The organism is Actinocorallia sp. A-T 12471 (genome assembly GCF_033875155.1).
GTDB lineage: Bacteria > Actinomycetota > Actinomycetes > Streptosporangiales > Streptosporangiaceae > Actinocorallia.
In genome coordinates this window covers 252,642-278,290 of sequence record NZ_JAWZTE010000008.1, presented here as the reverse complement: position 1 = coordinate 278,290, position 25,649 = coordinate 252,642, and the positions used below count along the sequence as shown (strand labels likewise).

The 25,649-nt window shown below is 71.6% G+C and carries 24 protein-coding genes; 10 read left to right on the top strand and 14 right to left on the bottom strand.

The window, feature by feature from the left end; translation table 11 throughout:
• Nucleotides 1-8: 8 nt before the first annotated feature.
• From R9X44_RS23090 to R9X44_RS23040, 11 genes are all read right to left on the bottom strand, one after another.
• Entirely contained in the window at nt 9-299 is a 291-nt protein-coding gene (locus tag R9X44_RS23090) for a type II toxin-antitoxin system VapB family antitoxin (protein ID WP_319816339.1), read from the bottom strand.
• A gap of 60 nt (nt 300-359) precedes the next feature.
• Entirely contained in the window at nt 360-1,235 is an 876-nt protein-coding gene (locus R9X44_RS23085) for a neutral zinc metallopeptidase (protein WP_319816338.1), read from the bottom strand.
• Nucleotides 1,236-1,343: 108 nt separating this feature from the next.
• Nucleotides 1,344-2,048: an ABC transporter ATP-binding protein gene (locus R9X44_RS23080; protein ID WP_319816337.1), complete on the bottom strand. Its 705-nt coding sequence runs from the start codon at nt 2,046-2,048 to the stop codon at nt 1,344-1,346.
• The gene (locus tag R9X44_RS23075) at nt 2,038-3,102 is read right to left on the bottom strand and encodes an ABC transporter ATP-binding protein (RefSeq protein ID WP_319816336.1); all 1,065 of its coding nucleotides are present in this window, start codon (nt 3,100-3,102) and stop codon (nt 2,038-2,040) included. The genes R9X44_RS23080 and R9X44_RS23075 overlap by 11 nt, the downstream gene beginning before the upstream one ends.
• Before the next feature lie 20 nt (nt 3,103-3,122).
• Nucleotides 3,123-4,079, bottom strand: a complete 957-nt coding sequence (locus tag R9X44_RS23070; RefSeq protein WP_319816335.1) for an ABC transporter permease — start codon at nt 4,077-4,079, stop codon at nt 3,123-3,125.
• A gap of 181 nt (nt 4,080-4,260) precedes the next feature.
• Nucleotides 4,261-5,259, bottom strand: coding sequence for an ABC transporter permease (locus tag R9X44_RS23065; protein WP_319816334.1), 999 nt, complete (start codon nt 5,257-5,259; stop codon nt 4,261-4,263).
• Nucleotides 5,256-6,839, bottom strand: a complete 1,584-nt coding sequence (locus R9X44_RS23060) for an ABC transporter substrate-binding protein (protein WP_319816333.1) — start codon at nt 6,837-6,839, stop codon at nt 5,256-5,258. Before R9X44_RS23060 ends, R9X44_RS23065 begins: the two co-directional genes overlap by 4 nt.
• Before the next feature lie 1,396 nt (nt 6,840-8,235).
• Nucleotides 8,236-9,810 (bottom strand): hypothetical protein, encoded by a 1,575-nt coding sequence (locus R9X44_RS23055; RefSeq protein WP_319816332.1) that lies wholly within the window; start codon nt 9,808-9,810, stop codon nt 8,236-8,238.
• Between the two features lie 46 nt (nt 9,811-9,856).
• The gene (locus R9X44_RS23050) at nt 9,857-10,387 is read right to left on the bottom strand and encodes a fasciclin domain-containing protein (protein WP_319816331.1); all 531 of its coding nucleotides are present in this window, start codon (nt 10,385-10,387) and stop codon (nt 9,857-9,859) included.
• Between the two features lie 529 nt (nt 10,388-10,916).
• Nucleotides 10,917-12,089 (bottom strand): CU044_5270 family protein, encoded by a 1,173-nt coding sequence (locus R9X44_RS23045; protein WP_319816330.1) that lies wholly within the window; start codon nt 12,087-12,089, stop codon nt 10,917-10,919.
• Complete coding sequence (locus R9X44_RS23040) at nt 12,086-12,625, bottom strand: RNA polymerase sigma factor (RefSeq protein WP_319816329.1); 540 nt, start codon at nt 12,623-12,625, stop codon at nt 12,086-12,088. Before R9X44_RS23040 ends, R9X44_RS23045 begins: the two co-directional genes overlap by 4 nt.
• A gap of 174 nt (nt 12,626-12,799) precedes the next feature.
• Here R9X44_RS23040 and mftR point away from each other — a divergent pair, with 174 nt between their 5' ends.
• Nucleotides 12,800-13,429, top strand: coding sequence for a mycofactocin system transcriptional regulator (gene mftR, locus R9X44_RS23035; protein ID WP_319816328.1), 630 nt, complete (start codon nt 12,800-12,802; stop codon nt 13,427-13,429).
• A gap of 57 nt (nt 13,430-13,486) precedes the next feature.
• Here mftR and mftG read toward each other — a convergent pair whose 3' ends face one another.
• The gene (mftG, locus tag R9X44_RS23030) at nt 13,487-15,013 is read right to left on the bottom strand and encodes a mycofactocin system GMC family oxidoreductase MftG (protein ID WP_319816327.1); all 1,527 of its coding nucleotides are present in this window, start codon (nt 15,011-15,013) and stop codon (nt 13,487-13,489) included.
• A 143-nt stretch (nt 15,014-15,156) separates the two neighbouring features.
• Between mftG and mftA the strand changes: the two genes are divergently transcribed.
• The 6 genes from mftA to mftF all read left to right on the top strand — a co-directional run bounded on the left by mftA (nt 15,157) and on the right by mftF (nt 20,592).
• Entirely contained in the window at nt 15,157-15,291 is a 135-nt protein-coding gene (gene mftA / locus R9X44_RS23025) for a mycofactocin precursor MftA (RefSeq protein WP_319816326.1), read from the top strand.
• 6 nt (nt 15,292-15,297) lie between these two features.
• Nucleotides 15,298-15,576, top strand: a complete 279-nt coding sequence (gene mftB, locus R9X44_RS23020) for a mycofactocin biosynthesis chaperone MftB (RefSeq protein WP_319816325.1) — start codon at nt 15,298-15,300, stop codon at nt 15,574-15,576.
• Nucleotides 15,573-16,814, top strand: a complete 1,242-nt coding sequence (gene mftC / locus R9X44_RS23015; protein ID WP_319816324.1) for a mycofactocin radical SAM maturase — start codon at nt 15,573-15,575, stop codon at nt 16,812-16,814. The genes mftB and mftC overlap by 4 nt, the downstream gene beginning before the upstream one ends.
• Nucleotides 16,815-16,940: 126 nt before the next feature.
• On the top strand, nt 16,941-18,119 hold the full coding sequence (gene mftD, locus R9X44_RS23010) for a pre-mycofactocin synthase MftD (protein WP_319816323.1): 1,179 nt from the start codon (nt 16,941-16,943) through the stop codon (nt 18,117-18,119).
• A 1-nt stretch (nt 18,120) separates the two neighbouring features.
• On the top strand, nt 18,121-18,915 hold the full coding sequence (gene mftE / locus R9X44_RS23005; RefSeq protein WP_319816322.1) for a mycofactocin biosynthesis peptidyl-dipeptidase MftE: 795 nt from the start codon (nt 18,121-18,123) through the stop codon (nt 18,913-18,915).
• A gap of 198 nt (nt 18,916-19,113) precedes the next feature.
• A complete protein-coding gene (mftF, locus tag R9X44_RS23000) occupies nt 19,114-20,592 on the top strand; it encodes a mycofactocin biosynthesis glycosyltransferase MftF (RefSeq protein WP_319816321.1) in 1,479 nt (492 codons plus the stop codon).
• A gap of 9 nt (nt 20,593-20,601) precedes the next feature.
• Here the strand turns inward: mftF and R9X44_RS22995 are convergent, their stop codons facing one another.
• Nucleotides 20,602-21,999, bottom strand: a complete 1,398-nt coding sequence (locus tag R9X44_RS22995) for an FAD/NAD(P)-binding protein (RefSeq protein WP_319816320.1) — start codon at nt 21,997-21,999, stop codon at nt 20,602-20,604.
• A gap of 130 nt (nt 22,000-22,129) precedes the next feature.
• Here R9X44_RS22995 and R9X44_RS22990 point away from each other — a divergent pair, with 130 nt between their 5' ends.
• Genes R9X44_RS22990 through R9X44_RS22980 form a run of 3 tightly spaced genes read left to right on the top strand, consistent with a single transcriptional unit; the run spans nt 22,130 to nt 24,885 of the window.
• Nucleotides 22,130-23,344, top strand: a complete 1,215-nt coding sequence (locus tag R9X44_RS22990) for an MFS transporter (protein ID WP_319816319.1) — start codon at nt 22,130-22,132, stop codon at nt 23,342-23,344.
• Nucleotides 23,341-24,087, top strand: a complete 747-nt coding sequence (locus R9X44_RS22985; RefSeq protein ID WP_319816318.1) for a MerR family transcriptional regulator — start codon at nt 23,341-23,343, stop codon at nt 24,085-24,087. Before R9X44_RS22990 ends, R9X44_RS22985 begins: the two co-directional genes overlap by 4 nt.
• A 27-nt stretch (nt 24,088-24,114) precedes the next feature.
• Nucleotides 24,115-24,885 carry a helix-turn-helix transcriptional regulator gene (locus R9X44_RS22980; RefSeq protein ID WP_319816317.1) on the top strand — a complete coding sequence of 257 codons (771 nt, stop codon included), beginning with the start codon at nt 24,115-24,117 and terminating at the stop codon, nt 24,883-24,885.
• Here the strand turns inward: R9X44_RS22980 and R9X44_RS22975 are convergent.
• Nucleotides 24,882-25,622, bottom strand: a complete 741-nt coding sequence (locus R9X44_RS22975) for a TetR/AcrR family transcriptional regulator (RefSeq protein WP_319816316.1) — start codon at nt 25,620-25,622, stop codon at nt 24,882-24,884. The two genes, R9X44_RS22980 and R9X44_RS22975, sit on opposite strands and share 4 nt — an antisense overlap.
• Nucleotides 25,623-25,649 lie beyond the last annotated feature (27 nt).

Sequence of the window (25,649 nt, the reverse complement as noted above, 5' to 3'; positions counted from 1 at the left end):
CCCAAGTCTCAGTAGTCGAAGACCCGGGCGTGCAGGACAGTGCGCTGGTGCAGGGCGGCGCGCAGGGCGCGGTGGAGGCCGTCCTCCAGATAGAAGTCGCCCTGCCAGTGCACTACGTGGGGGAACAGGTCGCCGTAGAAGGTCGAGTCCTTGGCGAGCAGGGAGTGCAGGTCGAGTTCGCGTTTTGTGGTGATGAGCTCGTCCAGGCGGATCTGGCGCGGCGGGATCTTGGCCCAGTCCCGCGGCTGGAGCCCGTGGTCGGGGTAGGGGCGGCCGTCGCCCACCGCTTTGAAGATCACGCTCCGGAGTCTATTGCGGCGCGCCGTGCCCGGTCATCCGTGCACACCCTGAGTTCCCGCCTAGATCGCCCCGCGGAACGTGTCACAGCGGGTCGGGTCGCCGGACGAATAGCCCTCGGTCAACCATTTCGACCGCTGCGCGGAGGTGCCGTGCGTGAACGCGTCAGGCCGGACGTAGCCCTGCGCCCGCGTCTGAATCCGGTCGTCCCCGACGGCCTGGGCCGCGCTCAGCGCCTGGTCCAGGTCCTGCTGGGTGATCTGCGCCAAATACCCCGTCTGTACGGCGTTGCGCATCCACACGCCCGCGTAGCAGTCCGCCTGGAGCTCCATCCGCACGGCCGGACTCGACGCGCCCGAAGTGCCCTGCTGCACCCGGTTCATCACCCCGAGAAGGTTCTGTACGTGGTGCCCGTACTCGTGGCCGATCACGTACGCCTGGGCGGCCGGGCCTCCCTGCGCCCCGTACTTCGACTGGAGTTCGTCGAAGAACGTGAGGTCTAGGTAGACCTTCTGGTCGGCCGGGCAGTAGAACGGGCCAACCTGCGACGTCGCGTATCCGCAGCCCGTCTGCGTCGACGCCTCGAACAGCTGCGTCTTGGCCTGCGTGTAATCGAGCCCGCTGTTGGCGAACACCCTTCCCCAGTAGTCCTGCACGCTGTTCACGACGCCCACAACAAGGCAGTCGCCTCCCTGCTCGGCGTCCACCCCCGTAAGGCACTTGCGCTGTACGTCGCTCGCTTCCTGCGCCTGCTGCGGAGCCTGTTGCGCGCCCTGACCCGGCTCCTGCCCTTCGAACGGGTTAACGCCGAAGAACAGCGCGGCGATCAGGCCGAGCAGCCCGACGAGCCCGCCGCCCATCGCGACGCCCCGGCCGCGCCCGCCCCGGTTGACCTCGACCTGGGACGGATCGAGCCTGACATCGTCGTTGAAGTCCACGAACTCGACATAGCCGGAGAATCCTCCGAAAAACCTCTAGGTAAAGAGAAGAATCCGATAGACCGTCAAGGTTTGCCGGGTTTTTTGGTTTCGTCCGTGCCGCGCGGATCAGGCGACGAGGGCCGCGTAGTCGTGGACCCGCGAGCACCAGCGGGCCAGCAGCGGACGGTCGTGGCCCACCGCGAGCAGGGCCGCGCCGGACTCCGCCCGGTACTCCTCGACGGCTGCGACGAGCGCGGCCGTGGTGGACGCGTCGAGCATCGCCGTCATCTCGTCGCAGATCAGCAGCGACGGGCCGAGGACGAGGGCACGCGCCACGCAAGCGCGCTGGAGCTGGCCGTCGCTCACCTCGTGGGGGCGGCGCGTCAGAAGGTCGGGGGTGAGCCCTACGCGCTCGGCCAGCGGACGTACCTTGCGGTCGATCGCGTCGCGATCCCTGCGGGCGACCACCTTGGCCGCTCGTAGCGGCTCGGCGATCAGATCCGCCAAGGAGAGCCTCGGGTCGGCGGCCGCGCGCGGCTGCTGGAACACCAGGCCGACCGACGTGCGCTGGGCGCGCGAGGCCCGGTAGCGCCAGCCCGTCGCGGGCTTTCCGGCCAGCAGCACCTCGCCGGACTCCGGCCGGTGCAGCAGCGCGGAGACCCGCGCGAGCGTCGACTTCCCGCACCCGCTCGGCCCGAGCAGCGCGACGGACTCGCCGCGCCCGATCGTCAACGAGACATCCCGGACGACGGGTTTGAGACCCGGATATCCAGCATGAATCGCAAGCAATTCCAGCGCGGGCGGCATTTCGGCGGCGTTCTCAGGTGGCATCGGCGGATTCCCCCACGGCATATACGGACAAACCGGAATTCTTTTTGGGGGGTGACGGAATGTCAGTGGGGTGTGTCAGAGTGTGGGGGTCGGCCGGGTGATGGCATGCCGGGCCGGGTGATGGCGTGTTGAGGAGGGGGATTTCGGTGGTGCACACGGCGGTGGCGGAAGGGCAGCGGGGCGCGAAGGCGCAGCCGGGCGGGAGGTCGTCAAGGGTGGGCGGCATGCCCGGAATGGGGGTGAAAGCCCGCGTCGGCAGGGCGTCAAGGAGACCGCGCGCATACGGATGCCGGGGGCCGGGCGCGCCGAAGAACGTCGCGGCGTCGGCGATCTCGGCGATCCGTCCGGCGTACATGACGGCCACCCTGTCGGCCACCTGCTCGGCGGCGGTCAGGTCGTGCGTGATGAGCAGGAGGGAGCGCCCGGCGTCCACAAGACGGCGCAGCTCGGCGGCGGTCCGGTCCACAAGATCGCGGTCGAGGCCCGTGGTGGGCTCGTCGGCGAGCAGGAGGGGCGCGTCGGCGACGAGGGCGAGCGCGGTCGCGGCGCGCTGGGCGAGGCCGCCGGACAGCTCGTGCGGGTATCTGTCGAGGTGGTCGGCGGGGAAGAGGGCGCGTTCGGCGGCGTCAAGGACTGCGGCCTGCCTGTCGGCGTGGGGGGTGAGCTCCCGTACGGTCTCGGCGAGCTGGGAGCGGATCGTGCGCACCGGCGTCAGATGGTTGGCCGGGCTCTGCGGGATCAGGCCGACGCGGCGGCCGCGAATCCGTCCGGCGAGGGTGGCCTCGTCGGCGGCGAGCAGGTCGACGCCGTCGAGCAGCGCGCTTCCCGAGACATCGGCGTTGCCGGGGAGCAGGCCGAGCAGGGCCGAGGCCAGCACGGATTTACCGCATCCGCTCTCGCCCACCAGCGCGAGGCATTCGCCGGGGGCGAGGCCGAACGCCACGTCGGTCACGGCGGCGACGTCGCGCCACGCCCCGTCGCGCCGCACGGCGAAGCTGACGGTCAGGCCGCGCACCGACAGCACGGCGGCGTGCTCCTCCGTGCGCTCCTCCATGCGCTTCTCCACGGGCGAGGTCACAGCATCAGCTCCGATCGGCGGCGCGGGTTCAGCCGCTCCCGCCAGGCCCCGGCGAGCCCGGCGATCGCGAGGGTGGGCACGATGATGAACAGCCCCGGGAAGAGCGTCGGCCACCAGTCGCCCGCAAGGAGCGTGCCGCGCGCGTCGGAGATCATGTTGCCCAGGCTCGCCTGGTGCGAGGGCAGGCCCAGGCCGAGGAACGACAGCGCGGTCTCGTGCCAGATCGCGTGCGGCACGAGCAGCACCGCCGCCAGGCCCGCCTGCGGCAGCACCGCGGGCACCACGTGCCGCGTCGCCACGCGCAGCCGCGACGCGCCGCCCGAAACTGCGGCGTCCACGAACGGCCTCGACCGCAGCGACAGCACCTCGGCGCGCACGATCCGGGTCGTGGACAGCCAGTGCGTCAGCCCGATCGACATGATCACCGGCCAGACGCCCGGCCGGAACATCGCGACGATGAAGATGCCCATCATCAGGTGCGGCACCGCCGAGAACGTGTCAACGAGGCGCATCACCAGGCGGTCCACCCGTCCGCCGAACATCGCGGCGGCCGAGCCGATGAGCGTGCCGATCACCGCCGAGCCCAGCGCGGCCACAAGCCCGACCATCAGCGACACCCGCAACCCGTACACACAGCGCAACAGCACATCGCGGCCGTTGCCGTCGGTGCCGAACGGGTGCGCCCACGTCGGGGCGCGCAGGGTATTGCGCAGATCCACGGCCTGCTGGTCGAGAGGGAACAGCACGGGGACAAACACGACAGAAAGGGCGATCAACACCACCAACGCGGCCGAGACGCGGAACCGCAGCACATGCCGCGTCCCCGCGGCCCGCCTTCCCCGCCTCCCCTGCGCCCCCGCCCTGAGCACGGCCTTGGCAGCCGCCCTCGCGTTCTTCGGCGCGCTCCCCTTGTCCTGGACCGGCCTCTGGTCCCTCTTGATCTGCGTCTCCATCACGGCCTCGCCCCCTCGACCACCCCGGCGTCATCGGCTCGGCCACGTCGCGCGCAGTCGGCCGCCGCACGCCGGGTGGCGCGGCGACGTCGGGTGTCGTCGGCCGCGTATCGGACGGCGTGGGGGAGTGGCGTGTCGTGGGTCGGCGAGTGCGGGGCCGGGTGGGGGCGTCGGGTGGGGGTCACAGGTCCTCCAGGGAGACGCGGGGGTCGGCGAGGCCGTAGAGGATGTCGGACAGGAGGTTGCCCGCGAGCACCGCGGCCGCCGAGAGGGTCGTCACCGAGGCAAGGAGCGGGAAGTCGGCGGCCATCGCGGCCTCGGAGGTCGCCGAGGCGATGCCCGGCCAGCTGAAGACCGTCTCGATGAGCAGCACGCCAGTGATCACCTCGGGCGTGCGGGTCCCGACCAGCGTCAGCACCGGCAGCAGGCCAGAGCGCAGCGCGTGCCCGAACAGCACGGTCCGCTCGCGCAGGCCGCGCGCCCGCGCGCCGCGCACCGGGTCTTCGGCGAGCGCGTCCGACACGCCCTGGCGGACATAAAGCAGGAACCACGGCATCTGGGAGATCGCGAGCACGAGCGCGGGCAGCGCGAGATGACGCGCCACGCCGCCTGCGGTGATCTCGTCGGTGCCCGGGTCGGTGAGGCCGCCCGCGGGCAGCCAGCCGAGATGCAGCGCGAACAGCCAGATCGCGAGCAGACCCACCCAGAACGACGGGGCCGCCTCGAGCGTGTAGGCGAGCGACGTCGCCGCGCGGTCGAGCGCGCCGCCCGGCCGCCGTGCCGCCGCCACCCCGAGGACCACCGCGAGCGCCACCGCGACCGCGAGCCCGACCGCGCACAGCAGCGCCGTCCAGCCGAGCCGCCCCCCGATCACCTCGGCGACCGGCTGCCGGTAGGTGCTGGACTCGCCGAGATCGCCGCCGAACGCGGAGGTCAGCCAGTTCCACCACTGCTGCCAGAACGGCACGTCGACGCCGAGATTGCGGGCGACCTGGTCGAGCGTCTCCCGCGACGCCGTCAACCCCGCCGACCCCAGATACTGCTGCACCGGATCGAACGGAGACACCGCCGCGAGCCCGAAAACCCCGAACGTGACGACGAGCAGCACCGGAACCCCGGCGAGCGCCCGCCGCCCGACAAGCCGTCCGACCGCCTTGCCCGTCCCCCGCCGCGTTCTCACTTGGGCAGGCGCCAGTCTTCCAGGTTCCACCAGGGACCGCCGGCGAGGCCGTGGTCGTGCGGCTCGACCTGCGTCGTCAGGTCGGCGTAGCCGTCGGCCATGACATAGACGTGGTCGATGAACGTGAGGAACGCGTAGCCGGGGTCCTTGGCGAACTCGTCCTGGACGGTCTCGTAGGCGAGCTTGCGCTCGGTCTCGTCGCCGCTCTCCCGGCCGATCTCCAGCGCGCGGTCCACCGCGCCGTTGGCGTAGTGCGGCATGTTGTTCCAGCCGTCGCCGCCGAGCTTGGAGTACAGCGACGGGTACAGGTCGAAGTCCGGGTCGAAGCCAGCGCCGCCGCCCGCCAGCATCGGGTCCTTGCCGAGCAGCGGCTGGACCACCTCACGGGTGCCGGCCTGCACCTTCACCTCGACGCCGACCTTCTTGGCGTCCGAGGCGAAGGCGAGCGCGTGGTCCTGGCGGAGCTTGTCGCCCGAGAAGTACCAGAGCGTGAACGAGGCGCGCTTGCCGTCCTTCACGCGGACGCCGTCGTCGCCGGGCTTCCAGCCGGCGTCGTCAAGGATCCGCGCGGCCTCTGCCTCGTTACGCGTGATCTTTGTGCTCTTGAGGAACCACGGGTTGTCGTCGGGAAGGGGGCTGTAGGCCGGGCGGCCCGAGCCCTTGAGGATCGACTCGACCATCAGGTCCCGGTCCACCGCGAGGTTCAGCGCGCGCCGGACCGCCTTGTCGCCCGTCACCGGGTTGGCGGTCGGCAGCGTGACCGTCCGGTAGTCGACGGACTTGGCGTTCAGCACGGTCATGCCGTCGAGCTTGCGGAACGGCTCGGCGACCGACGGGGGCAGCGCCGCGCCGTCGAGTTCGCCCGCCCGCAGGCGGGTCGCGCGGACGTCGTCGTCGGGGATGAACGCGACGGTGAAATCGGTGATCTCGGGCGCGCCGCCCCAGTAGTCCGGGTTCGCCTTGAGCGTCAGCTTTTCGCCCTTGCGCCAGGAAGACACCACATAGGGGCCGGTTCCGACGGGCTTGGTGTTGTACTCGCCGGTGTTCGGGTCCTGGCCGCCCGCGGCCTTCGCCGACGCGATCGGCAGCACGGTCCGCTCGATAAACGGGGCATACGGGTACTTCAGCGTGAAGACGACCTTGTGCTCGCCGTCCGCCTCGACCTTGGCGATCGCGTCGAGCTCGGAGGCGTAGCCGTTGTTGGTCTTCGCGTCGAGGATCGTGGTGTAGGTGAAGACCACGTCGGCGGCGGTGAACGGGGTCCCGTCGCTGAACCTGACGCCTTCGCGGAGCTGGAACGTGTAGGTGAGCCCGTCCTCCGAGACCTCGGGGAGCGCGGTCGCCAGCGCGGGCTCCAGCTCAAGTCCCTGGTCGCGCTGCAGAAGCCCGTCAAAGATCTTGGAGTTGCCGTCCTTGCCGTACCCGAGCAGCGGACTGAGGCTCTCCGGCTCATACGAGACCCCGATCGTCACCGACGAGTCCGCCGCCCTGCCCGCCCCCTCCTGCGCGGAACACGCGACAACCCCGACCACCAGCGCCGACCCCACGAGAACTCCCGCCCCCGCCTTCCACAACCCCACCTGCGACTCCCGCCCCTCTCCCGCTATTGCGAACACCTCGCAACAACAACCCCCGCATAACACCACAAAACCGACACCCTGTCCACTCCCCCTCCCACCCCTGTTTCACGTGAAACCCCCCCACCCCCACCCCACCCCCACCACAAACCGCCCCCGTCCCTAAACCCCCAGCCGCAGTCCCTTCGGGACTGCGGCTAGAGGAGCCCCGAGAAACACCGAAGCGACAAGACCTCCCCAAACCCCCAAACGGGACCGCAGGCAAGAGCGCACCGAAAGCCGGGCCCCCGCAGCCCTCGGGACCACGGACAGGGGGTGCCGAAGGCCGGGCCTTCCCCCGCAGTCCCCTCGGGACCGCGGGCAGGGGAGCGCTGAGGGCGGGCCTTACCCCCGTGGCCCCAGGGAGCGCCGAAGGCCGGGCCTTGCCCCTGCAGTCCCCTCGGGACCGCGGGCAGGAGAGCGCCGAAGAGCGGGCCTTACCCCCGGCCCCTTGGGGCTGCGGGAGGGGGTGCCGCAGGGTGGACCTTGCCCCCTCCGGCCCCTCGGGGCCACGGGCAGGGGAGCGCCGAAGGGCGAGCCTTACGGGCCTTACTCCCACGGGCCCCTCGGGACTGCGGGCAGGGGAGCGCCGAGGGGCGGGCCTTGTCCCCTCCGGCCCCTCGGGGCTGCGGGCACGGGAGGGGGCCGAAGGGGTGCCGAAAGGGGTGGGGCGGGGCCGTAGTTGCTTCGGGGGCGGACGCGACGTGCCGTGCCGCGCCCGCGCGGGACGCTGAGCAGGGGCGGGACGCCGCGCACGCGCGGGAGGCTGGGCGGACGCGGGGTCTTCCCCCGCAGTCCCGAAGGGACTGCGGGCAGGAGAGCGCTGAAGGGCGGGCCTTCCCCCCGGCCCCTCGGGGCTGCGGGCAGGGGGTGCCGCAGGGTGGACCTTGCTTCCTGCGGGCCCTTGGGACTGCGGGCAGGGGGGTGCCGAGGGGGCGCGGATTTTTCTCCCTGTCCCGTCGGGACTTCGGGGAAGGGGAAGACGCCGAGGGGGGAGGCGATCAGCTCGCGGTTCCTTCGGGGCTGCGGGCACGGGAAAGGTGTCGAAAGGGGTGGGCGGGGCCGTAGTTACTTCGGGGCGGGGGAGGGGTGCCGGAGGGCGGGATTTACTCCCGCAGTCCCGAAGGGACTGCGGGCGGGGGAGCGCTGAGGAGCGGGGCGACCCCCCGCAGGCCCCTCGGGGCTGCGGGCAGGGGGGCGCTGAGGGGTGGGGCTTGCCCTGCGGGCCACTCGGGGTCGCGGGCAGGGGGTGGTGAAGGGGGCGCGGAATTTTCCCGCGGTCCCGAAGGGACTGCGGGGAGGGGGTGGTGAAGGGGGCGCGGATTCTCTTCGCAGTCCCGAAGGGGCTGCGGGTGGGGGGTTAGGGGGTGGGGGTTAGGGCTAGGCGGGCGGCTCGGAGGGTGGCCCAGAGTTTGCGGAGGCGGGAAGGGGCGGGGACGGGGGTGAAGGAGGGGAGGGCGTCTAGGCGGCGTTGGAGGCGAATGAAGCTTTCGATCTGGCGTTGCAGGGAGGGGAGGTCGGTGAGGGAGGCGTCGTAGGGGGTCTCGGCGAGGAGGTACTGGGGCGGGGTGACCAGGCAGACGGCGGGAATGCGGCGCTCGTAGAGGGGTTCGCCCTCGCCGAAGTGGACGAGCGGGCCGGGGGCGCAGACCTCCGTGGGGGCGGGGGCCGGGCCCGTCCACTCCTCGAGGACGAGGTCGCGCAGCTGGCGGGTCGTCGCGTAGAGGAGTTCGGGCTCCAGGGCGCCGGTCGGGCCGTAGACGCCGGTCGTGGGATCGTCGGCGAACTCGCGCGCGCCGAGGTGCTCGACCACGAGGCCCGCGACCGCGCGGAGCTGTCCGGGGCCGCCCGCCCACAGCTCGGGATGCGCGGCGAGCCAGGCCGTCGTCGCCTGCCCGTGCGACGTCACCGCCGGAATCCGCAGATGCCCCGACGTCAGCACGAACACGATGTCCCGCCGGTGCGGCCGCTCGACCGCGTCCCGCGCCATCTCCACAAGCCCGATATGCCCGTTCTCCTCGATCGCATTGACCCCGTCACTGTGCGAAACAACAAGAACCGACTCACCCCCTCCCGACCCGCCCGCAGCCCCACGGCCCCTCGCCGACGCGGCACCGCCGTCCGGCACCTGCACCCCGGTGCCCTTCTCCGGCGCGCTGTCGGTCGCGGCGCGCCCGTCCGGCGCGTCTGCGGCTTCCGGTGTGGGCGTTTTGTCGGCTTTGTCGGGTGGGGTGGCCTTGGAGATCGTCCAGATGGTCTCGGTCTGGGTGTTCTCGGTGAGGACGGCGTCGAGGACGAGGTGGGCGTCGTCGCCCGCGCGGGCAGCGGCCAGGACGCGTTCGCCGTCCTCGCCCGCGACCCATAGCGCGGGCAGATCGCGGTACGGGAAGGTGAAAGGCAGGTACTGGCCCTGGGCGTTGCCCGGGGACAGGCCCTTCCAGACCGCGATGACGCCCAGCACCCCCGCCTTGCGGGCGGACGCGAGGGCCGGGCCGAACAGCGTCGCCGTCACCACGGGGTTCGCGACCGGGGGACGCGCCGGGGCGTCCCCCTCCCACTGGCCGATGAGCAGGTCGAACGGGACGGGCCGGTGTGGCACCTCGACCACCGCGATCCCGCCGCGCGCCCGCCGCCAGTGCTTGACCAGGCCGTCGAGCAGATGCAGCCGCCCGGACACGCCCTCGGGACCCGTCGTCCCCGAGTACGGGTAGGCCGAGGAGACCTTGACGCTCTCCTCGCCGACCGTCAGCCGCGCCGCGCCCGTCGGGACCTCCCAGCGGGTGAAGGTGTGCGCGTCACGGTGCACCTCGAGGCCGAGCGCCTCCCAGCGGGCGGCGACGTCCTCGATCAGCGCCCGGTGGGCGTCCGAACCAGTCGGACGGGCCGACAGGCCCACGAGCAGGGCGACCTGCTCCTCCAGCGAACGGATATCCATGCGTCCTCCCGGCGGTCGCGCTCCGGCCGGACCGCCCGGTCGGCGGTCACTCCTCCGGTGGCAGCAGGACCTTGTCGATCACGTGGACCGTGGCGTTGCCCGTTCTGATGTTGCCACAGAGGATCTTCGCCCCGCCGACGGTGTACGCGCCCTCGGAGCCCTCGACCTCGAGGGTGCTGCCGCGCAGCGTCTCGAGTTCGCCGGAGCCGAGCTCGTCGGGGCCCTGCCTGCCCTCGACGATCAGGTGCATGAGGATGCCGGTGAGGATCATGCCGTCGTCCATGTCGGCCTTCTTCACCGCCGACCACGCCGCGTTGCTCGGTGCGAACACCGTGATCTCCGGCGCCGTGTCGAGCGTCTCGACCATCCCGGCCTTGCGGACGGCCGAGGCGAAAGACGTCAGCTCAGGACTGTCGGCCACGGCGGTGACCACGGGCTGCGCCGCCATCCCCGCGAGGCCGCCGCCGGACGTCCCCTGGACCGACGCGCACCCCGTCCCGAACGTCTGCGGCGCGGCGACCGGAGGCGCGGCCACCGCCGCAGGCGCCTGGCTCGCGGCCGTGGCCCCCTTCTTCACCGCGGTCTCCGAAGCGCCCCCGCACCCCGCTATCCCCGTCATCCCCGTCAACACGACGGCACACGCCGCCCACACCCCAAGTCTCATGATCCCCCCGAATCACCTGTACCCGGCTTTCCCCACCCACCGGATCACCCGATGATCAAGCCCGTTCCCGCCCTTTCCCCCCTTCACACCCACACCCCCCAATCCCCTCCTTCCTCCCCGCCTCCTTCCCCCACCCCCACCCCCTCCACCTCTCACCCGCTCCCTCTACGTACCTCCCGCCCTCTTGACCTCCCACCCCCTCAACCTCCGGCCCCCTCTGCCTCGCCCCCGCACAGCCAGAGTTCGCCGCCGACCCACGTGAGCGTTTCTTGCCCTCACCCCTACGGCCGCACTTTGTGCGCTCGCTTGTTCGGTTGGTCTTCTCGCCTGGTCTTCTCGTCCCTTCGGGGCCGTTGGGTGTGTCTGGAGGTGGGTTCGCCTCTGGGTGGTGCGCCGGGCGGGGGTGGCCCGCCCGGCGCGGGTCAGGAGGGAAGGGAAGAAGTCAAGGGTGGGCGGCGGTCCAGGTGGTGGAGATGACCGTGGTGGAGGACAGGGGGGAGTTGGCGGGGAAGTGGGCGTTCAGGCCCGCGGGCTTCTTGATGGTGATCTCGTAAGCGAGGGACTGGCCGCGGGTGCGGTCGAGGTAGATGCGGTGCTCGAGGACCCCGTTGTCGGTGGTCTCGATGGCGGAGACCGCGACGGCCGGCCGGCCCTCCGGGTCGGTGACCTCGCCGAGGGAGGTGACGCCCTTGAGGCCGGACAGGACGGTGAACGCCGCCGACCGCACCTCTGGTCGCAGTGGCATGTCGGTGACCATGCCGGACACGACCCGGAACAGCCAGGCGTCACGTTCCATCGGCACGCCCTCGGCCTCGGTGTCGGAGCCGGTGTAGAACCCCAGCAGCCAGGAGCGCAGCTTTGCTGCGTCGGCGGGGAGCTCCCGCAGGTCCCGCATCGAGACGTTGCGGCCCAGCCAGAAGACCTTGTCGCCGTCGAGCGGCAGGGAGCTCTCGGTCTTGACCTCACCGGGCGCGACCTCGAGGGGCGCGAGCGTGCCCTTGCCCTTGCGGAAGTAGACCGGGATCGACGTGGGCGAGCCCTGGGCGCGCCAGGCCGCCTCGTCCTGCGGGGTGGCCGGGCGGGTGCCCAGATACTGCTGCCGGTTCCAGATGCGGCCGCCCTTGACGTTGGGGATCCAGCTCTCCTGCCGGTCGGACGTCACCACGGTGTACGCCGACGGGCTAGCGCCGGTGCGCCCGTAGGAGCGGGAGACCACCACGCGTTCCCAGTAGTCGCCGGTCTCCTTGGGGGATTCGGCGGCACCCTGCGCTGCGGCGAGCAGGACGGTCTTGGCGTCGAGCGCGACGACGCCGGGGGCGGCCTGGCCGCTGGCGCTGGGCGCCGGGCTCGTGCGGCCGTCGGCGGGGGTCTCGGGGGGCAGCACGCTGAACGCGACAGCCGCCGCGGTGAGCACGCCGGCCAGGCCGACGCCCCAGCCGAGCCGGGCGGGCCCGCGCCGCGCCGCGCGGACGGCCCCGGCCTTCTCGCGGGACGGGACGCCGGACGCCATCGCGGCGGTGAGCTCGGCCTGACGGATCTCCTCGGCGACGGGCGCGCTCGGGTCGAGCTCGGCGGGACGTGCCTGCTTCAGCAGGCGCAGCGGATCACGGCTCATGGCATTTCCTCACGGATCATCCCCACGCGGGGACGGACGGGACGGGGGTCGGTCGGCCGGTCCAGCTCGCGCTGGAGACGGCGGCGCGCCCGGTGCAGGCGGACGCGGAAGGTGGCGGCCGAGCAGCCGACCACCTTGGCCGCCTCGCGTGGCGACAGGCCGTGCCAGGAGACGAGGATGAGCAGTTCGCGCTCGTCCTCCGGCAGTGCGGCGAGCGCGCGCAGCGCGGCCTGGCGTTCGGCGACGTCGTCGGCGACGTCCGCCTGTGGTGGCAGGGCCCGCTCGCGCAGTTCCGCGGCGAACTCCTCGCGCCGCATCTCGGCCCGGTAGTTCTCGCGCAGCACATTTCGGGCGACGCCCAGCAGCCACGGCAGCGGCTGGGGAGGCAGATCCGCGAGACGCTTCCACGCGATGGTGAAGGTCTCGCTGACCACCTCCTCCACGACCCGCCGCCCGCCACGGCTGATGACGTAAGCCCAGACGTGCTGCCGGGACTCGTCGTAGATCGACGAGAACCGTTTCTCGTCCTCGCTCACGTGTTCACCTCCGTCCTCGGGTTCAACTTTCGCTGTCACCAGGAAGTGGTCCCGCACGCCCCATCGTTACCGCCTTTTTTCCGCGACCCGACCGGCCCGTGGCGGCAGACCAGGGCAAAAGCCCAGGAAGCCGGTGCTTTCGCGGACGGGCCCGTGACGTGAAAGCCTTGAGGGGTGCAGACCGACAGCGCGAACAGACGGAGCCGGACGGCCCTGGGAAGGCCGAGGGTCACCTCGCGCGCGGCGCTGGAGCGGCTGGCGTTCGAGCTGTTCGCCCGACGCGGCTTCGACGAGACCACCGTTGACGACATCGCGGCGGCGGCGGGCATCGGGCGGCGCACGTTCTTCCGCTACTTCGCCTCCAAGAACGATCTCGTGTGGGGCGACTTCGAGGGCCACCTCGACCGGCTGCGCGTCCTCCTTGACGAGGCCGACGCGGACGCGCCGATGATGGAGGCGGTCCGCGCGGCCGTCGTGGAGTTCAACAGGTACGACCCGCAGGAGGTGCCGTGGCACCGCCAGCGGATGGAGCTGATCCTGAGGGTGCCGACCCTCCAGGCCGACGCGACCCTGCGCTACGCCGCCTGGCGGGAGATCATCACGGCGTTCGTCGCGGCCCGTACCGGGCAGCCGCCTACCGCGATGCTGCCGGTCCTGTCGGGTTATGTGGTGCTCGCCGCGTCGATCTCCGGCTATGAGTACTGGCTGTCGGTGGACGCCGCCGAGGACCTGACGGGGATACTCGACGTGGCCCTGCGCAGGATCGGCGACGGCCTGTCCGCCGCCGATCCCGCCGCGCGCTGACGCGTCGAGCATCCCCGACGGCCACAGTACGGCCCATACGCCGGCCCGTACTGTGCGTCACTCCTCGCGCATCGCCTTCGCGATGACCTCGCCGATGAGCACGGCCGTCGCGGCGGGCCCGCGCAGCGGCGCGGTGGGCAGGATCGAGGTGTCGGCGACCCGCAGCCCCGAGATCCCGTGTACGCGTCCACGGGCGTCCACTGCCGAGTCTCCGGAGGTCCCCATGGGCACGGTGCCGCAGGTGTGCTGGGACGTGCCGAGGTGGGTGGCGATCCAGAGGTCGAGCGCGGTGTCGTCGTCAAGGGAGGCGGGTTCCACGAGCCCGGAGGAGACCGCGCCGAACACGTGGGTGGCGACGAGCGACGCGACGGCCCGGACAACGTCGCGTAGCGCGCTCTTGTCGGCCTCGGTCTCCAGGTACCCGTAGTCGATCCTGGGCGCGACGAGGGGGTCGGCCGATTCGGTGCGCAGTCTCCCGCCCCGCCGAGGGGTCTGCACGGAGGCGAGGAACGCCAGCGGTGCCCCCGGCACGCTGACGGCCTCGCCGACGAGCCCGGCCAGCGGTACGAGCGACTGAAGGATCTCCAGATCCCCTTCCTCGCCCTTGGACGACGTCAGATGCAACGCCCCTCCAAGCCAGGACCCCGACGGCTCAGGCAACTCCTCAAGGGCCGTCCACTCCAACGCGACCTGAGGATGATCGCTCAAGGCGGCCCCCACAGCGGGCAGGTCCGCCACGACGGGAAGGGCGACCCGCTCCAGCTCACGCGCAGGACCGATCCCGGAGAGATGCAGCAGATGCGGCGACACGAACGCCCCCGCGCACAGGACGACCTCCCCCGCCGCGACGACCTCACGCCGCCCTCCCCGTTCGCAGACGACGCCCACGGCCCGCCCGCCCTCGATGACGACGGAACGCACAGGGCACCCCCCGAGCACCGTGAGGTTGGGCCTGTTCAGCGCGCCCAGCAGGTAGGAGACGCCGGTGTTGATCCGCCGCCCGTCCACGGCGTTGGAGGGCACGGCTCCGAACCCCGGCGCTTCCTGGGCGTTCTTGTCGGCCTCCTCCGGATACCCGAGAGAGCGGGCCGCCTCCGCGAACGCGACGGCGGCCGGGTGCGTCAGCGAGGTACGCCGGACGCCTACGGGCCCGTTATCTCCGTGCAGGGGTCCGTCGCCCAGGTCGAGGTCGTTCTCCAACTCCCGCATCACCGGTAGGACGCGCTCGTAGGACCACAGAGGGTCCCCGGCCGCTTGCGCCCATCGTGCGAAGTCGGCTTCGCGGGCCCGTATGAAGTACCCGCCGTTGACGGTCGTGGACCCGCCCAGGTAGCGGCCACGGGTGGCCACGTACGCCTGCCCGGGGGTGAGCCGCACAAGGTGAGTGCTGACGGCCGGGTGTCCCGGCTGGGCTCCGGGAACGAGTCTGGCGTCGAGCAGATCCTCCGGAAAACCCGACATGTCAGCAGGTACCGGCCCCGCTTCGAGCACAAGGACGGTCCGCGAGGGGTCCTCGCTCAGACGTGCCGCAAGGGCGGCTCCGCTCGCCCCCGCGCCCACGACGACGACGTCGGGGCGGTTCACCGAGGAACCCGGGGAGATGTCCTGTTTGGCCGCGATTCCGCAGGTGACCCGCTCTTCATCCGAAGTGACCCCTTCCTTTTGGCACTCGATGTAACTAGTATCCGACATGTCTTGACCCGTGTGAGCGGGGTCTCACCCGAAGGGTGCGCCGCCGCATACCCGGATATGCCGGATACCCGAAAGAAGCAGGAGGTGCCATGAACGAGAACCAGGACGTGGAACTCGTGGAGTCGCTGATCGAGGAGGTCTCGATCGACGGCATGTGCGGCGTCTACTAGGCCGTCATGCCCGCTCTCGATCTCGACCGCGCCTGGGACCTGCACCCGCAGGTCTCGGTGCGGCCGGAACCCTTCGGCGCGCTCCTGTACCACTTCGGGACCCGCAAGCTGTCGTTCCTCAAGGACCGCGTGCTGCTGGAGGTCGTCCGGTCGCTGAAGGACGCGCCCTCCGCGCGGGCCGCGTGCGCGGCGGCCGGAGTACCCGAAACCGACCTGCCCAGGTTCGGCGCGGCGCTCGGCGCGCTCGCCGGATCGTCCATGGTCGTCGAAAGGACCCCCGCATGACCATCACCCCCGAGCGGGCGGCTCCCGCGCCAGGAACGCGGCTTGTCGACCTGTTCGAGCTCGGACTCGACGCGCCGATCTGCCTGACCTGGGAACTCACCTACGCCTGCAACCTGGCCTGCGAGCACTGCCTTTCCAGCTCCGGCCGGCGCGACCCGCGCGAGCTGACCACCGACGAGTGCAAGGCGGTCATCGACGAACTCGAGCGCATGCAGGTGTTCTACGTGAACATCGGCGGCGGCGAGCCCACGGTCCGCTCGGACTTCTGGGAGCTGCTCGACTACGCGACCTCGCATCACGTCGGCGTCAAGTTCTCCACGAACGGCGTGCGCATCACCCCCGAGGCCGCCCGTCGTCTGGCGGCCAACGACTACGTGGACGTCCAGATCTCGCTCGACGGCGCGACCGCCGAGGTGAACGACGCGGTCCGCGGTCCGGGGTCCTACGACACCGCGATCCGGGCGATGCAGAACCTTTCGGACGCCGGCATGAAGAACTTCAAGCTGTCCGTCGTCTGCACCCGCCACAACATCCCGCAGATGGACGAGTTCAAGGCCATCGCCGACCGTTACGGCGCACAGCTACGGCTCACCCGGCTGCGTCCGTCCGGACGCGGCGCGGACGTGTGGGACGAACTGCACCCCCTTCCCGGCCAGCAGCGCGAGCTGTACGACTGGCTGATAGCCAACGGCGACAAGGTACTCACCGGGGACTCCTTCTTCCACCTGTCGGCGTACGGTCAGGCGCTCCCGGGCCTCAACCTTTGCGGCGCGGGACGCGTGGTCTGCCTTATCGACCCGATCGGCGACGTGTACGCCTGCCCGTTCGCGATCCATGACGAGTTCCTCGCGGGCAACGTCAGGTCCGAGGGCGGTTTCGCGGGCGTATGGCGTGAGTCCGGGCTGTTCCAGGACCTCAGGGAGCCCCAGACGGGCGGGGCGTGCTCGTCCTGCTCGCACTACAGCACCTGCAAGGGCGGCTGCATGGCCGCGAAGTTCTTCACCGGCCTTCCCCTCGACGGGCCCGACCCCGAGTGCGTCGTCGGGCACGGCGAGAAGCTGCTCGCCGGAAGGCCGGAGGACCGCTCGGCGATCCCCAAGCCGTCGGCCGACCACTCGCGCAAGGCCAAGCCGCGGTCCCGTCCGGTGCCGGTGCAGCTCTCGCTGAGCCGTCCCGACCCCGACCGCCGTCCGGTGAGCGCGTGTGAGGAGAACCCGCTAGCGGGCCTCTCCCTCTGACCCACCCTCCGACCCCCTCCTTGGCGGACGCCCGACACCCCGCGGGCGTCCGCCGCACACCCCACGTCTTTCTTGAGCCGCGGCCACCCACCCTCGCCGCCGTGCTCTCGGCAAGGAGAAACACCCATGGGCAACGCCTGGTTCGAAACGGTCGCCGAAGCGCAGCGCAGGGCCAAGAAACGCCTCCCCGGCATGGTCTACGGCGCGCTCGTGGCGGGTTCGGAGCGCGGCCGCACGATCGACGACAACCTCGACGCCTTCGCGCAGCTGGGGTTCGCCCCCAAGGTGGCGGGCCACAAGGCCGAGCGCGATCTCAGCACCACGATCATGGGCGTGGAGTCGTCGTTCCCGGTGCTGATCTCGCCGACGGGCGTGCAGGCGGTGGACCCCGAAGGAGAGGTCGCGGTAGCGCGCGCGGCGGCCAACCGCGGTGTGATCATGGGTCTGAGCTCGTTCGCGAGCCGTTCGGTCGAGGACGTCGCCGCGGCCAACCCGAACGTCTTCTACCAGATGTACTGGACGGGCACCCGGGACGACATGATCCAGCGGATGGAGCGCGCTAAGGCGGCGGGGGCCAAGGCGCTCATCGCCACGCTCGACTGGTCGTTCTCCAACGGCCGCGACTGGGGCAGCCCGCAGATCCCCGAGAAGATCGACTTCAAGACGATGGTCAAGCTCGCGCCGAAGGTCGTCAACCGGCCGGGGTGGCTGTGGCGCTTCGGCAAGACCGGCAAGATCCCTGACCTCACCGCCCCCAACCTCCAGCCTCCCGGCGGCACCGCGCCGACGTTCTTCGGCGCGTACTACGAGTGGATGCAGACGCCGCCTCCCAGCTGGGAGGACGTCGAGTGGATGCGCAAGGAATGGGGCGGCCCCTTCCTGCTCAAGGGCGTGACGAGGGTGGACGACGCCAAGCGCGCTGTCGACGCGGGCGTCACGGCGATCTCGGTGTCGAACCACGGAGGCAACAACCTCGACACGACCCCCGCGACGATCCGGCTGCTCCCGGGCGTCGCCGAGGCCGTCGGCGACCAGATCGAGGTGCTGCTCGACGGCGGCGTGCGGCGCGGCGGCGACGTCGCCAAGGCGCTCGCGCTCGGCGCGCGGGCCGTGCTGATCGGCCGCGCCTACCTGTGGGGCCTTGCCGCGAACGGCAGCGCCGGCGTCGAGAACGTGCTCGACATCCTGCGCGGCGGCCTCGACTCGGCGGTCCTCGGGCTCGGCCACTCCTCGGTCAAGGACCTGTCGCCCGCCGACCTGCACATCCCGCGCGACTTCAAGGTGACCCTCGGCGCGGAATCCTGACATGTCCGGACGAGACGGCCACGCCGCCCTCGCGGGGGCGGTGTGGCCCGACGTTCCGCCTAGCGCGCTGGTACTCGTCCCCATAGGGGCGACCGAGCAGCACGGGCCGCATCTGCCGCTGTCCACCGACACGGTGATCGCCGAGGCGGTCGCCGCCAGGGCCGCGCGCGAGCTTCCCGGCCCTGTGCTCGTCGCTCCGGCCCTCGCATTCGGGGCGAGCGGTGAGCACGCGGGCTTCCCCGGAACCGTCTCGATCGGCCACTCAGCGCTGCGCGCGGTGCTCGTGGAAACCGTCAGGTCGCTCGGGCTATGGGCCGGGCGCGTCGTGTTCGTCAACGGGCACGGCGGGAACGTTCCCACCTTGGACGACGCGCTCGGGCAGATGCGTGCCGAAGGCCACGACGTGTCCTGGACGCCCTGCGGAGTGCCGGGAGCCGATCCGCACGCGGGCTTCACCGAGACGTCGGCGATGCTGTACCTCGCCCCCGAGACCGTGCGGCTCGGCGACGCCGTCGTGGGGGACACCCGGCCCCTGGCCGAGCTGATGCCCGAGCTGCTCGCGGGCGGCGTACGCGCGGTCTCCCCTTCCGGCGTCCTCGGCGACCCGACGGGCGCGACAGCCGAAGCGGGAGAGCGGATCGTCGCCGAGATGGTCGCCTCCGTCGTCCGACGGGTCCGCGAAGGCCGCGCCGACGAACGCGGCCGCCTCCTGGAACCGTCGGCCGACCCTGTTTCCGGCGACTTCGGCAAAGAATCCTCGTGGAGAAGCACGATCCGCGATGAGCCTTACCGGTAGCCTGCCGGGCGTCGATCCTCGGACGGGCGCACGCGTCCGTCCGACGGACGGCGGTCGTCCGCGCGCCGACCGGCCCGTCGCCCCGGGCGGGTCGGCGCGTGGGACACCGCTCTCCCCGGGGACCGCGGCGGGATGGGCCGCGGTCCCTTCTCCGTTTTGTCTTCCGTCTTCTTGTCTTCCGTCTTCCCGGGACCTCCCATGCCGACCTTGCCGACCTCGCCCGTGACCGCAGAGCCGAACCGGCCGCCTTCCGGGGCCGCGGCGGCGCTCCCGGAGGGCTTCGGCGTCGCGCTGGACGAAGGCACGTCGCTGTGGGCGGGGGACCGGGTGGCGACGGGAGGCTCGCCTTGGAAGGTCGTCCGCATGGGGGCGGCCGCGGTGCCTCTCCTTGGGGAACTGCGCGCGGCGGGTAAGCGGGGAGTTGTCTTCGGCTCCCCTCTGGGGAGGGCCCTTGCGCGGCAACTCCTTGACCACGGGTTCGCCCGTCCCGTCCCGCCGCCCGTATCCGGGCCCCACGACGTGACCGTCGTCGTCCCCGCTTACGGCCGTCCCGACGAGCTCGAACTGACGCTCAAGGCGGTGCGGGGCCTTCCGGTGGTCGTCGTGGACGACGCCTCACCCGACCCGGAGCCGCTGCGCCGCCTCGCCGAGACGTACGGGGCGCGGCTCGTCAGGCACGCCGTCAACCGGGGGCCGGCCGCCGCGCGCGACACCGGGCTGCGGACGGTCTCGACGGCCTTCACCGCGTTCGTGGACTCCGACTGCAGGCCCGAGCCGGGATGGCTCGACGCGCTCATGCCCCACTTCGCCGACCCGAAGGTCGCGGTCGTCGCGCCGAGGATCGTGCCGGACACCGTCAGCGGAAGGCTGCTCGCCCGTTACGAGGCCGCGCGGTCCGCCCTGGACATGGGGGAGCGGCCCGCGCTCGTCAGGCCCGGTGCCAAGCTCGGGTTCGTGCCGAGCGCGACCCTTGTGGTCCGCAATGCGGCGCTTGGAGCTCCGGCGTTCGACGCGGCGCTGCGGCTCGGCGAGGACGTCGACTTCGTCTGGCGGACGGCCGACCTGGGCTGGCACGTCAGGTACCAGCCGGAGGCGCGGGTGGTGCACACGCCAAGGCTCGACCCGAAGGCGTGGGCCAAGAGAAGGCACGAGTACGGGACTTCGGCTCCGGACCTGGAGAACCGGCACCCTGGACGGCTCGTCCCCGCCCGTCCCTCGGCGTGGAACCTCGCGACCCTCGGCCTTGTGACGTACCGGCGACCCGTCTCTGCGGCCGTCAGCGTCGCCGTTACGACGTACCTGCTGCGGCGTTCGCTTGCGGGCACGTCGGACGACTGGAAGCTGAGCGCCGCCATCGTCGCCAAGGGCGTCACGGCGGACGCGGCGGCCTTGGGGCACGCGTTGCGCCGCGAATGGTGGCCGCTCGGGCTCGTCTGCCTCGCGGCCTCCCCGCGCAGCCGCCTTGCGCGCGCCGCCTGCGCGGCGATGCTCACGCCGATCGCCTACGAGTGGGCCACTCGCCGACCCGCCGTCGACCCGCTTCGGTACACGGCCCTACGGCTGATGGAGGACGTCTCCTACGGCTCCGGCGTCACGGCGGCGGCCTGGCGGGCGCGTACGCTCGCGCCTCTACTGCCGCGTGTACGGATGCCGTTCCCCAAGCGAGCCAAGTCGTAGATAGCGCGCTCAGGTAGTGACGGAGCGCTCCGCGCCCTGACGCGCCGCGGGCATGTCGTACTCGGCGAGGTGGACGGCCGCGAGATGCGCGGCCTGCGCGCGGATCTCCGGGACGGCCGTGCTCTCGTAGCGCAGGCCGCGCAGGGTCGGGCCGAGCGTGAACAGGCCGGGCCGCGACTCGCCCTCGGGGCCGAGCAGGCAGCCGCAGCCGTCGGCGGACAGGCCGAGGCCGAGGGGGTCGGCCGCGATCGTCCCCGCGTCGATCAGACCGCGCAGCAGCGGGTCGGTGCGCGGGTCGGCGGCCGGGCCCGTGCTGTTGACCACCCAGCCGACCTTGAAGTCGCGCCGGTTGCCGCCGGTGTCGACCGCGACGGCCAGGGAGTCCGGACCGGCCGTCACCGAGTCGAGGAAGCCCTTGACGACGCGGAGGCGGCCCGTGGAGCGCAGGTCGTCGATCCTTGCGACCGTCGCCGGCGGGATGCGGTGGCGGCGCACCTCCCAGCCGCGCGCGAAGAACGTGAGGAACCGCTGCTTCTCGGACAGGCTCAGCCGTCCCCACATCTCCGGGACGTGCGGGCGCAGGCCGTCGACCACCCCGCGCCACTCGCCGTCGTTGCGTTCGACGGCCTCGTGGTAGATCCGGTGAAGATCGGCGACGGTGACCTCGCCGGCGGGCGGGCTGAAAGGCACCGCGGGAGGGCTCGGACATCGGTGCGGCCGCGGAAGGAGACCGTGCCGGGAGACCGCGTAGACGACCCGCTCAGGGTGGCGCGCGGTAAGGGTGGTGGCGAGGTCGACCATGGTCAGGCCGGTTCCGACGACGAGGACGTCGCCGGAGTCGTCGATCCTGTCGAGCGCGCCGGGCGCCCAGGGGTCGGCGACGTAACGCGGGTCGCCCTCGGGCTCCCAGGGCCACGCGGTGGGGGCCCGGTTGCCGGTGGCCAGGACGACGGCGTCGGCGTCGAGGGCCTTGCCGTCCGCGAGGGCCACCTTCCAGCGGCCGCCCTGGCGGGAGACGTCGGTGACAGTACCGGTGATCTCGCTCAGCCGGTGGGGACGGCGGCGTCCGGCCTCGTCCAAGAGATCACGCAGATACCGGCCGTACGTACGGCGCGGCAGGAAGTCCGACCCCTCGACGTCGATCCCTTGGGACCGCGCCCACCGCAGCAGGTGTTCGGGGTCCTCGGCGAGCGCGCTCATCTTCGCGACCGGCGCGTTCAGCAGGTGCAGCGGATCGGTGGTCGAGTACGCCTGCCCGAGCCCGTGCCTGCCCTCCCCGTCCACGATCACGACCCGCGGAGGCTCGCCCCCGCGCTCCCCAAGGAGAAGGTGAACCGCGGTGAGCGCCGCACTCGCGCCCCCGCCGACGATGACGACGACCGGCCCCGCCGGCTTCCCGCTGCTCATGCCCCCGAGACTAACCCATATTTCCCAGAGGATTGATAGACAACCAGTCACGAAAGATCCGCATACGTACACCTGTCTCCCGGACGAACGCCCTTGACTCGGACGTAGGGGAGGGGTTTTGGGTGGGGGGATGGGGAGAGTTGCTTGGGCCTATTTGGGGTCTTATGGGTTGTCGGTGTTGGGGAACTCGTTGGCGGGGGTGGTGATGCCGTTGGTGGTGTTGGGGGTGACGGGGAGCGCCTGGGGGGCCGGGGTTGTGGCGGCGGTAAGTGTGGTGCCCGCGGTGGTGGCGGGGGTGTTCATGGGGGGTGTGGTCGATCGGTTTGATCGGCGGGTGGTTTCGGTGGTGACGGATGTGATTTCCGGGGTTTCTGTGGCGATCTTGCCGATTGTGGCGTGGGTGGGGGAGCTGGGGATCGGGTGGTTCATCGTCAGCGCGCTGGTGGGGTCGTTGGGGGATGTGCCCGGGATGACGGCGAGGGAGGCGTTGCTTCCGGCCGTTGTGCGGCATGGGCGGATGGGGGCGGAGAGGGTTACCGGGCTTCGGGAGAGTTTGGGGGCGTTCGCTCTGCTGGTTGGGCCTGCTGCGGCGGGCGGGTTGCTTGCGGTTTTTGAGGCCGCGGCGGTGTTGTGGATCACTGCGGGGTGCTCGCTCGCCGCGGCGGTGGTGACGCTGGTGATTCCGCGTGGGGTCGGGGCGGTCGGGGCTGAGGCGCGGCGGGCCGGGGCGACGCGGTTGCGGGAGGGGTGGGCGGTGCTCGTCGGCAGCCCGTTCCTGCTGACCGTCACCGGGCTCGGGCTGGCCGCGGTGTTCGTGCTGGGCGCATTTCAGGCGCTGATCCTGCCCGTCTACTTCCTCGATCGGCCCGGGCTGCTCGGCTCGGTCCTCAGCCTGATCGCGCTCGGCATGCTCATGGGCGGCGGCCTGTACGCGGTGCTCGGGACGCGCGGGTCGCGCCGGGTCTGGCTCGGCTGCGGCCTCGCGGGGGTGACCGTGGGCCTCGCGCTGATCGGCGCGCTCGCGTCGCCGGGCGTCGTCCTGGCCGGGGCGTTCCTCGTGGGGTTCGCCAGCGGGCTGTTCAACGCGCTGCTCGGCCTGCTGGTGATGGAGCGGACGCCGGAGGCGGTGCGCGGGCGCGTCACCGGGACCCAGAACGCGTTCATGACGGCGGTCGCGCCGGTGTCGATCATCGTCGCGGCGGCGTTGGTCGAGTGGACGGGCCTGCGGACGGCGGCCGCCGCGGTGACCGTCGTCTGGCTGCTCGCCGTGGGCGCGGCGCTGGTGGCGCGGCCGCTGCGTACCCTGGAGGCCGAGGACGGACGAGCTGTCGCGGAGGCAGGGTGAGAAGCGGGGAGCTCGCGCGGATCACCGGCGTTACGGTCCGGGCGTTGCGCCACTACCACCAGGTCGGAGTCTTGGACGAGCCCGCGCGCGCCCATAACGGCTATCGCGCTTACACGGTCCGTGACGTCGCCCGCGTCCTGCGGATCAAGCGGATGTCCGCCCTCGGCATCCCCCTCGACCGGATGCGCCCGCTCCTTGACGACCCCTCCGCCGACGGCACGGGCCTGCTCGCCGCCCTCGACGCCGAACTGGCCGCCGAGATCGAGCGGCTGACCGTGCGCCGCCGTCTCATCGCCGATCTGCGCGCCGAGGGCGCCCCGCCGGACGCGCCCCCCGAGCTCGCGCCCTTCGTCGCGCTGTTCGCCGACGCCTACCCGACGCGCGAACTCGCCGATTTCGACCGCGACCAGACGGCCCTTCTGGCCCATCTCGTCGGCGACTCCTCGATGGACGGCCTGGCCGACGTGTACGCGAGGATAAGCGCCCCCGAACTCATGCCGACTCTCCTAACGATCGTCTCCAGGTTCGGCTCTTTGACGCCCGACACCCCCGACGACGAAGTCGAAGCCTTCGCCCGTGACTACGCGAGGACTCTTACGCCGCTGATAAGCGCGATGAGCGACATCGCGGAGTCCCTGAATCTCAAGGACCCCGCCGACCTGCTGGGCGGTTACACGGCGGAGGTGCTGAATCCCGCGCAACGCCGCGTCCTGGATCTCGTGCCGGGTTTCCTTGAGGTGTGAGACGCCGAACGAAGGGATATGCCCGAGATGACCGCAGGCCCCCGCGCCTTCGGCGACGTCCTGCGCGAACTCCGCGAGACCCACAGGATCAGCCAGCTCGACCTCGCGTTGCGCGCCGACGTCTCCCAGCGGCACCTCAGCTTCGTGGAGACGGGCAGGTCACGGCCCACCGCAGAGCTGATCGGCAGGCTCGCCGACGCGCTCGGCCTCACCGCGCGCGAGCACAACAGGCTGCGGCTCGCCGCGGGGCACGCGCCGGTCCCCGCGCGGCTCGCCGAGCCTGAGCTCGCCCAGGTCCGCGCGACGGTCCTGCGGGTCCTGCGCGCGCACGAACCCGCGCCCGCGATGCTCCTGGACCGGCACTGGACGATGCTCGAGGCCAACGCGGGCGTCGCGCTGCTCGCCGACCTCGTCGCGCCGTTCCTGCTCAAGCCCCCGGTCAACGTCGTGCGGGCCACCCTCCACCCGGAAGGGCTCGCGCCGCACGTCGGCAACCTCGGCGAGTGGCGGGCGCACCTCCTGGCCCGCCTGCGCCGCCAGATCGAGACGTCGCCGGACCCGGAACTCCTCAGGCTGCACGCCGAGGCCGCCGCGTTCCCCGTCCCCGAGCCCGCCGACGTGCCCGTCGACGAGCACGCCGTCTATGTCCCGCTGCGCCTGCGCCACCCGTCGGGGGTCCTCAGCTTCCTCAGCACGATGACGGTCTTCGGCAACGCGCTCGACGTCACCGTCGCCGAACTGTCGGTCGAGACCTTCTTCCCCGCCGACGCCCACACCGCGTCGGTCCTCCGCCGCTAGGGGCCGGCGAAGTTGTGCTCGATGCCGTCGAGGAGCCAGGCGAGGCCGCGTTCGAAGCGTTCCTCGGGGTCGGCCTGGACGCGGACGGGGTTGTCGACAAGGGGCGCGAGCCGGGGGAAGTCGCCCTCCGCGACGAGCTGGCGAAGGTAAGGCAGGGCGGCTGTCTTGGCGTCGGCGTGGGTGACGCCGTAACGCCGGACCATCTCCCGGTCGGAGATCTCGCGCAGGACGCAGCCGACCATGTACGCGTCCACGTGGTGGACGATGAGGACGGCTTTGTCGGCGGGGAGGCCGAGTTCGTCAAGCGCCTCGAGTGACTGCTCGAGGTGGCGGAGCCGGTTCGGGCCGATCGCCGTGTGGTGGTTGACCAGCTTCACCGCCCACGGATGCCGCAGCATCATCGCGCGCTCGCGCCGGGCGATCTCGCTGATCGCCGCGCGCCAGCCGCGCGGCAGCTCGCCGGGCGGGATGAGGATCTCGGTGAGGAGCTCGTCGATCATGAGCTCGAAGAGATCCTCTTTTTTGTCGATATGGCTGTACAGGCTCATCGCGCGCGCGCCAAGGTGCGTCGCGATCCGCCGGATCGACACCGCGGACAGCCCCTCGGCGTCGCCGATCTCCATGGCCGCCCTGACGATGTCGGCACGGCAGAGCGGACGGCGCTGACGGGCACGGCCGCGGGTCCACACCGGGTCAGTCCCCGCCCCCGACTCGGGTGGATCGACGTTCGAGCGCATGGCTCCATAGTAGGTGTCGTACACCGT

Bases quoted from the DNA above. Each gene is read 5' to 3' on its own strand.
- R9X44_RS23080 (WP_319816337.1), bottom strand. From the start codon at position 2,048: ATGCCACCTGAGAACGCCGCCGAAATGCCGCCCGCGCTGGAATTGCTT.
- R9X44_RS23075 (WP_319816336.1), bottom strand. From the start codon at position 3,102: ATGGAGGAGCGCACGGAGGAGCACGCCGCCGTGCTGTCGGTGCGCGGC.
- R9X44_RS23070 (WP_319816335.1), bottom strand. From the start codon at position 4,079: ATGGAGACGCAGATCAAGAGGGACCAGAGGCCGGTCCAGGACAAGGGG.
- R9X44_RS23055 (WP_319816332.1), bottom strand. From the start codon at position 9,810: ATGGATATCCGTTCGCTGGAGGAGCAGGTCGCCCTGCTCGTGGGCCTG.
- R9X44_RS23045 (WP_319816330.1), bottom strand. From the start codon at position 12,089: ATGAGCCGTGATCCGCTGCGCCTGCTGAAGCAGGCACGTCCCGCCGAG.
- mftB (WP_319816325.1), top strand. From the start codon at position 15,298: ATGCCCGCTCTCGATCTCGACCGCGCCTGGGACCTGCACCCGCAGGTC.
- mftC (WP_319816324.1), top strand. From the start codon at position 15,573: ATGACCATCACCCCCGAGCGGGCGGCTCCCGCGCCAGGAACGCGGCTT.
- mftD (WP_319816323.1), top strand. From the start codon at position 16,941: ATGGGCAACGCCTGGTTCGAAACGGTCGCCGAAGCGCAGCGCAGGGCC.
- mftE (WP_319816322.1), top strand. From the start codon at position 18,121: ATGTCCGGACGAGACGGCCACGCCGCCCTCGCGGGGGCGGTGTGGCCC.
- mftF (WP_319816321.1), top strand. From the start codon at position 19,114: ATGCCGACCTTGCCGACCTCGCCCGTGACCGCAGAGCCGAACCGGCCG.
- R9X44_RS22995 (WP_319816320.1), bottom strand. From the start codon at position 21,999: ATGAGCAGCGGGAAGCCGGCGGGGCCGGTCGTCGTCATCGTCGGCGGG.
- R9X44_RS22990 (WP_319816319.1), top strand. From the start codon at position 22,130: ATGGGGAGAGTTGCTTGGGCCTATTTGGGGTCTTATGGGTTGTCGGTG.
- R9X44_RS22980 (WP_319816317.1), top strand. From the start codon at position 24,115: ATGACCGCAGGCCCCCGCGCCTTCGGCGACGTCCTGCGCGAACTCCGC.
- R9X44_RS22975 (WP_319816316.1), bottom strand. From the start codon at position 25,622: ATGCGCTCGAACGTCGATCCACCCGAGTCGGGGGCGGGGACTGACCCG.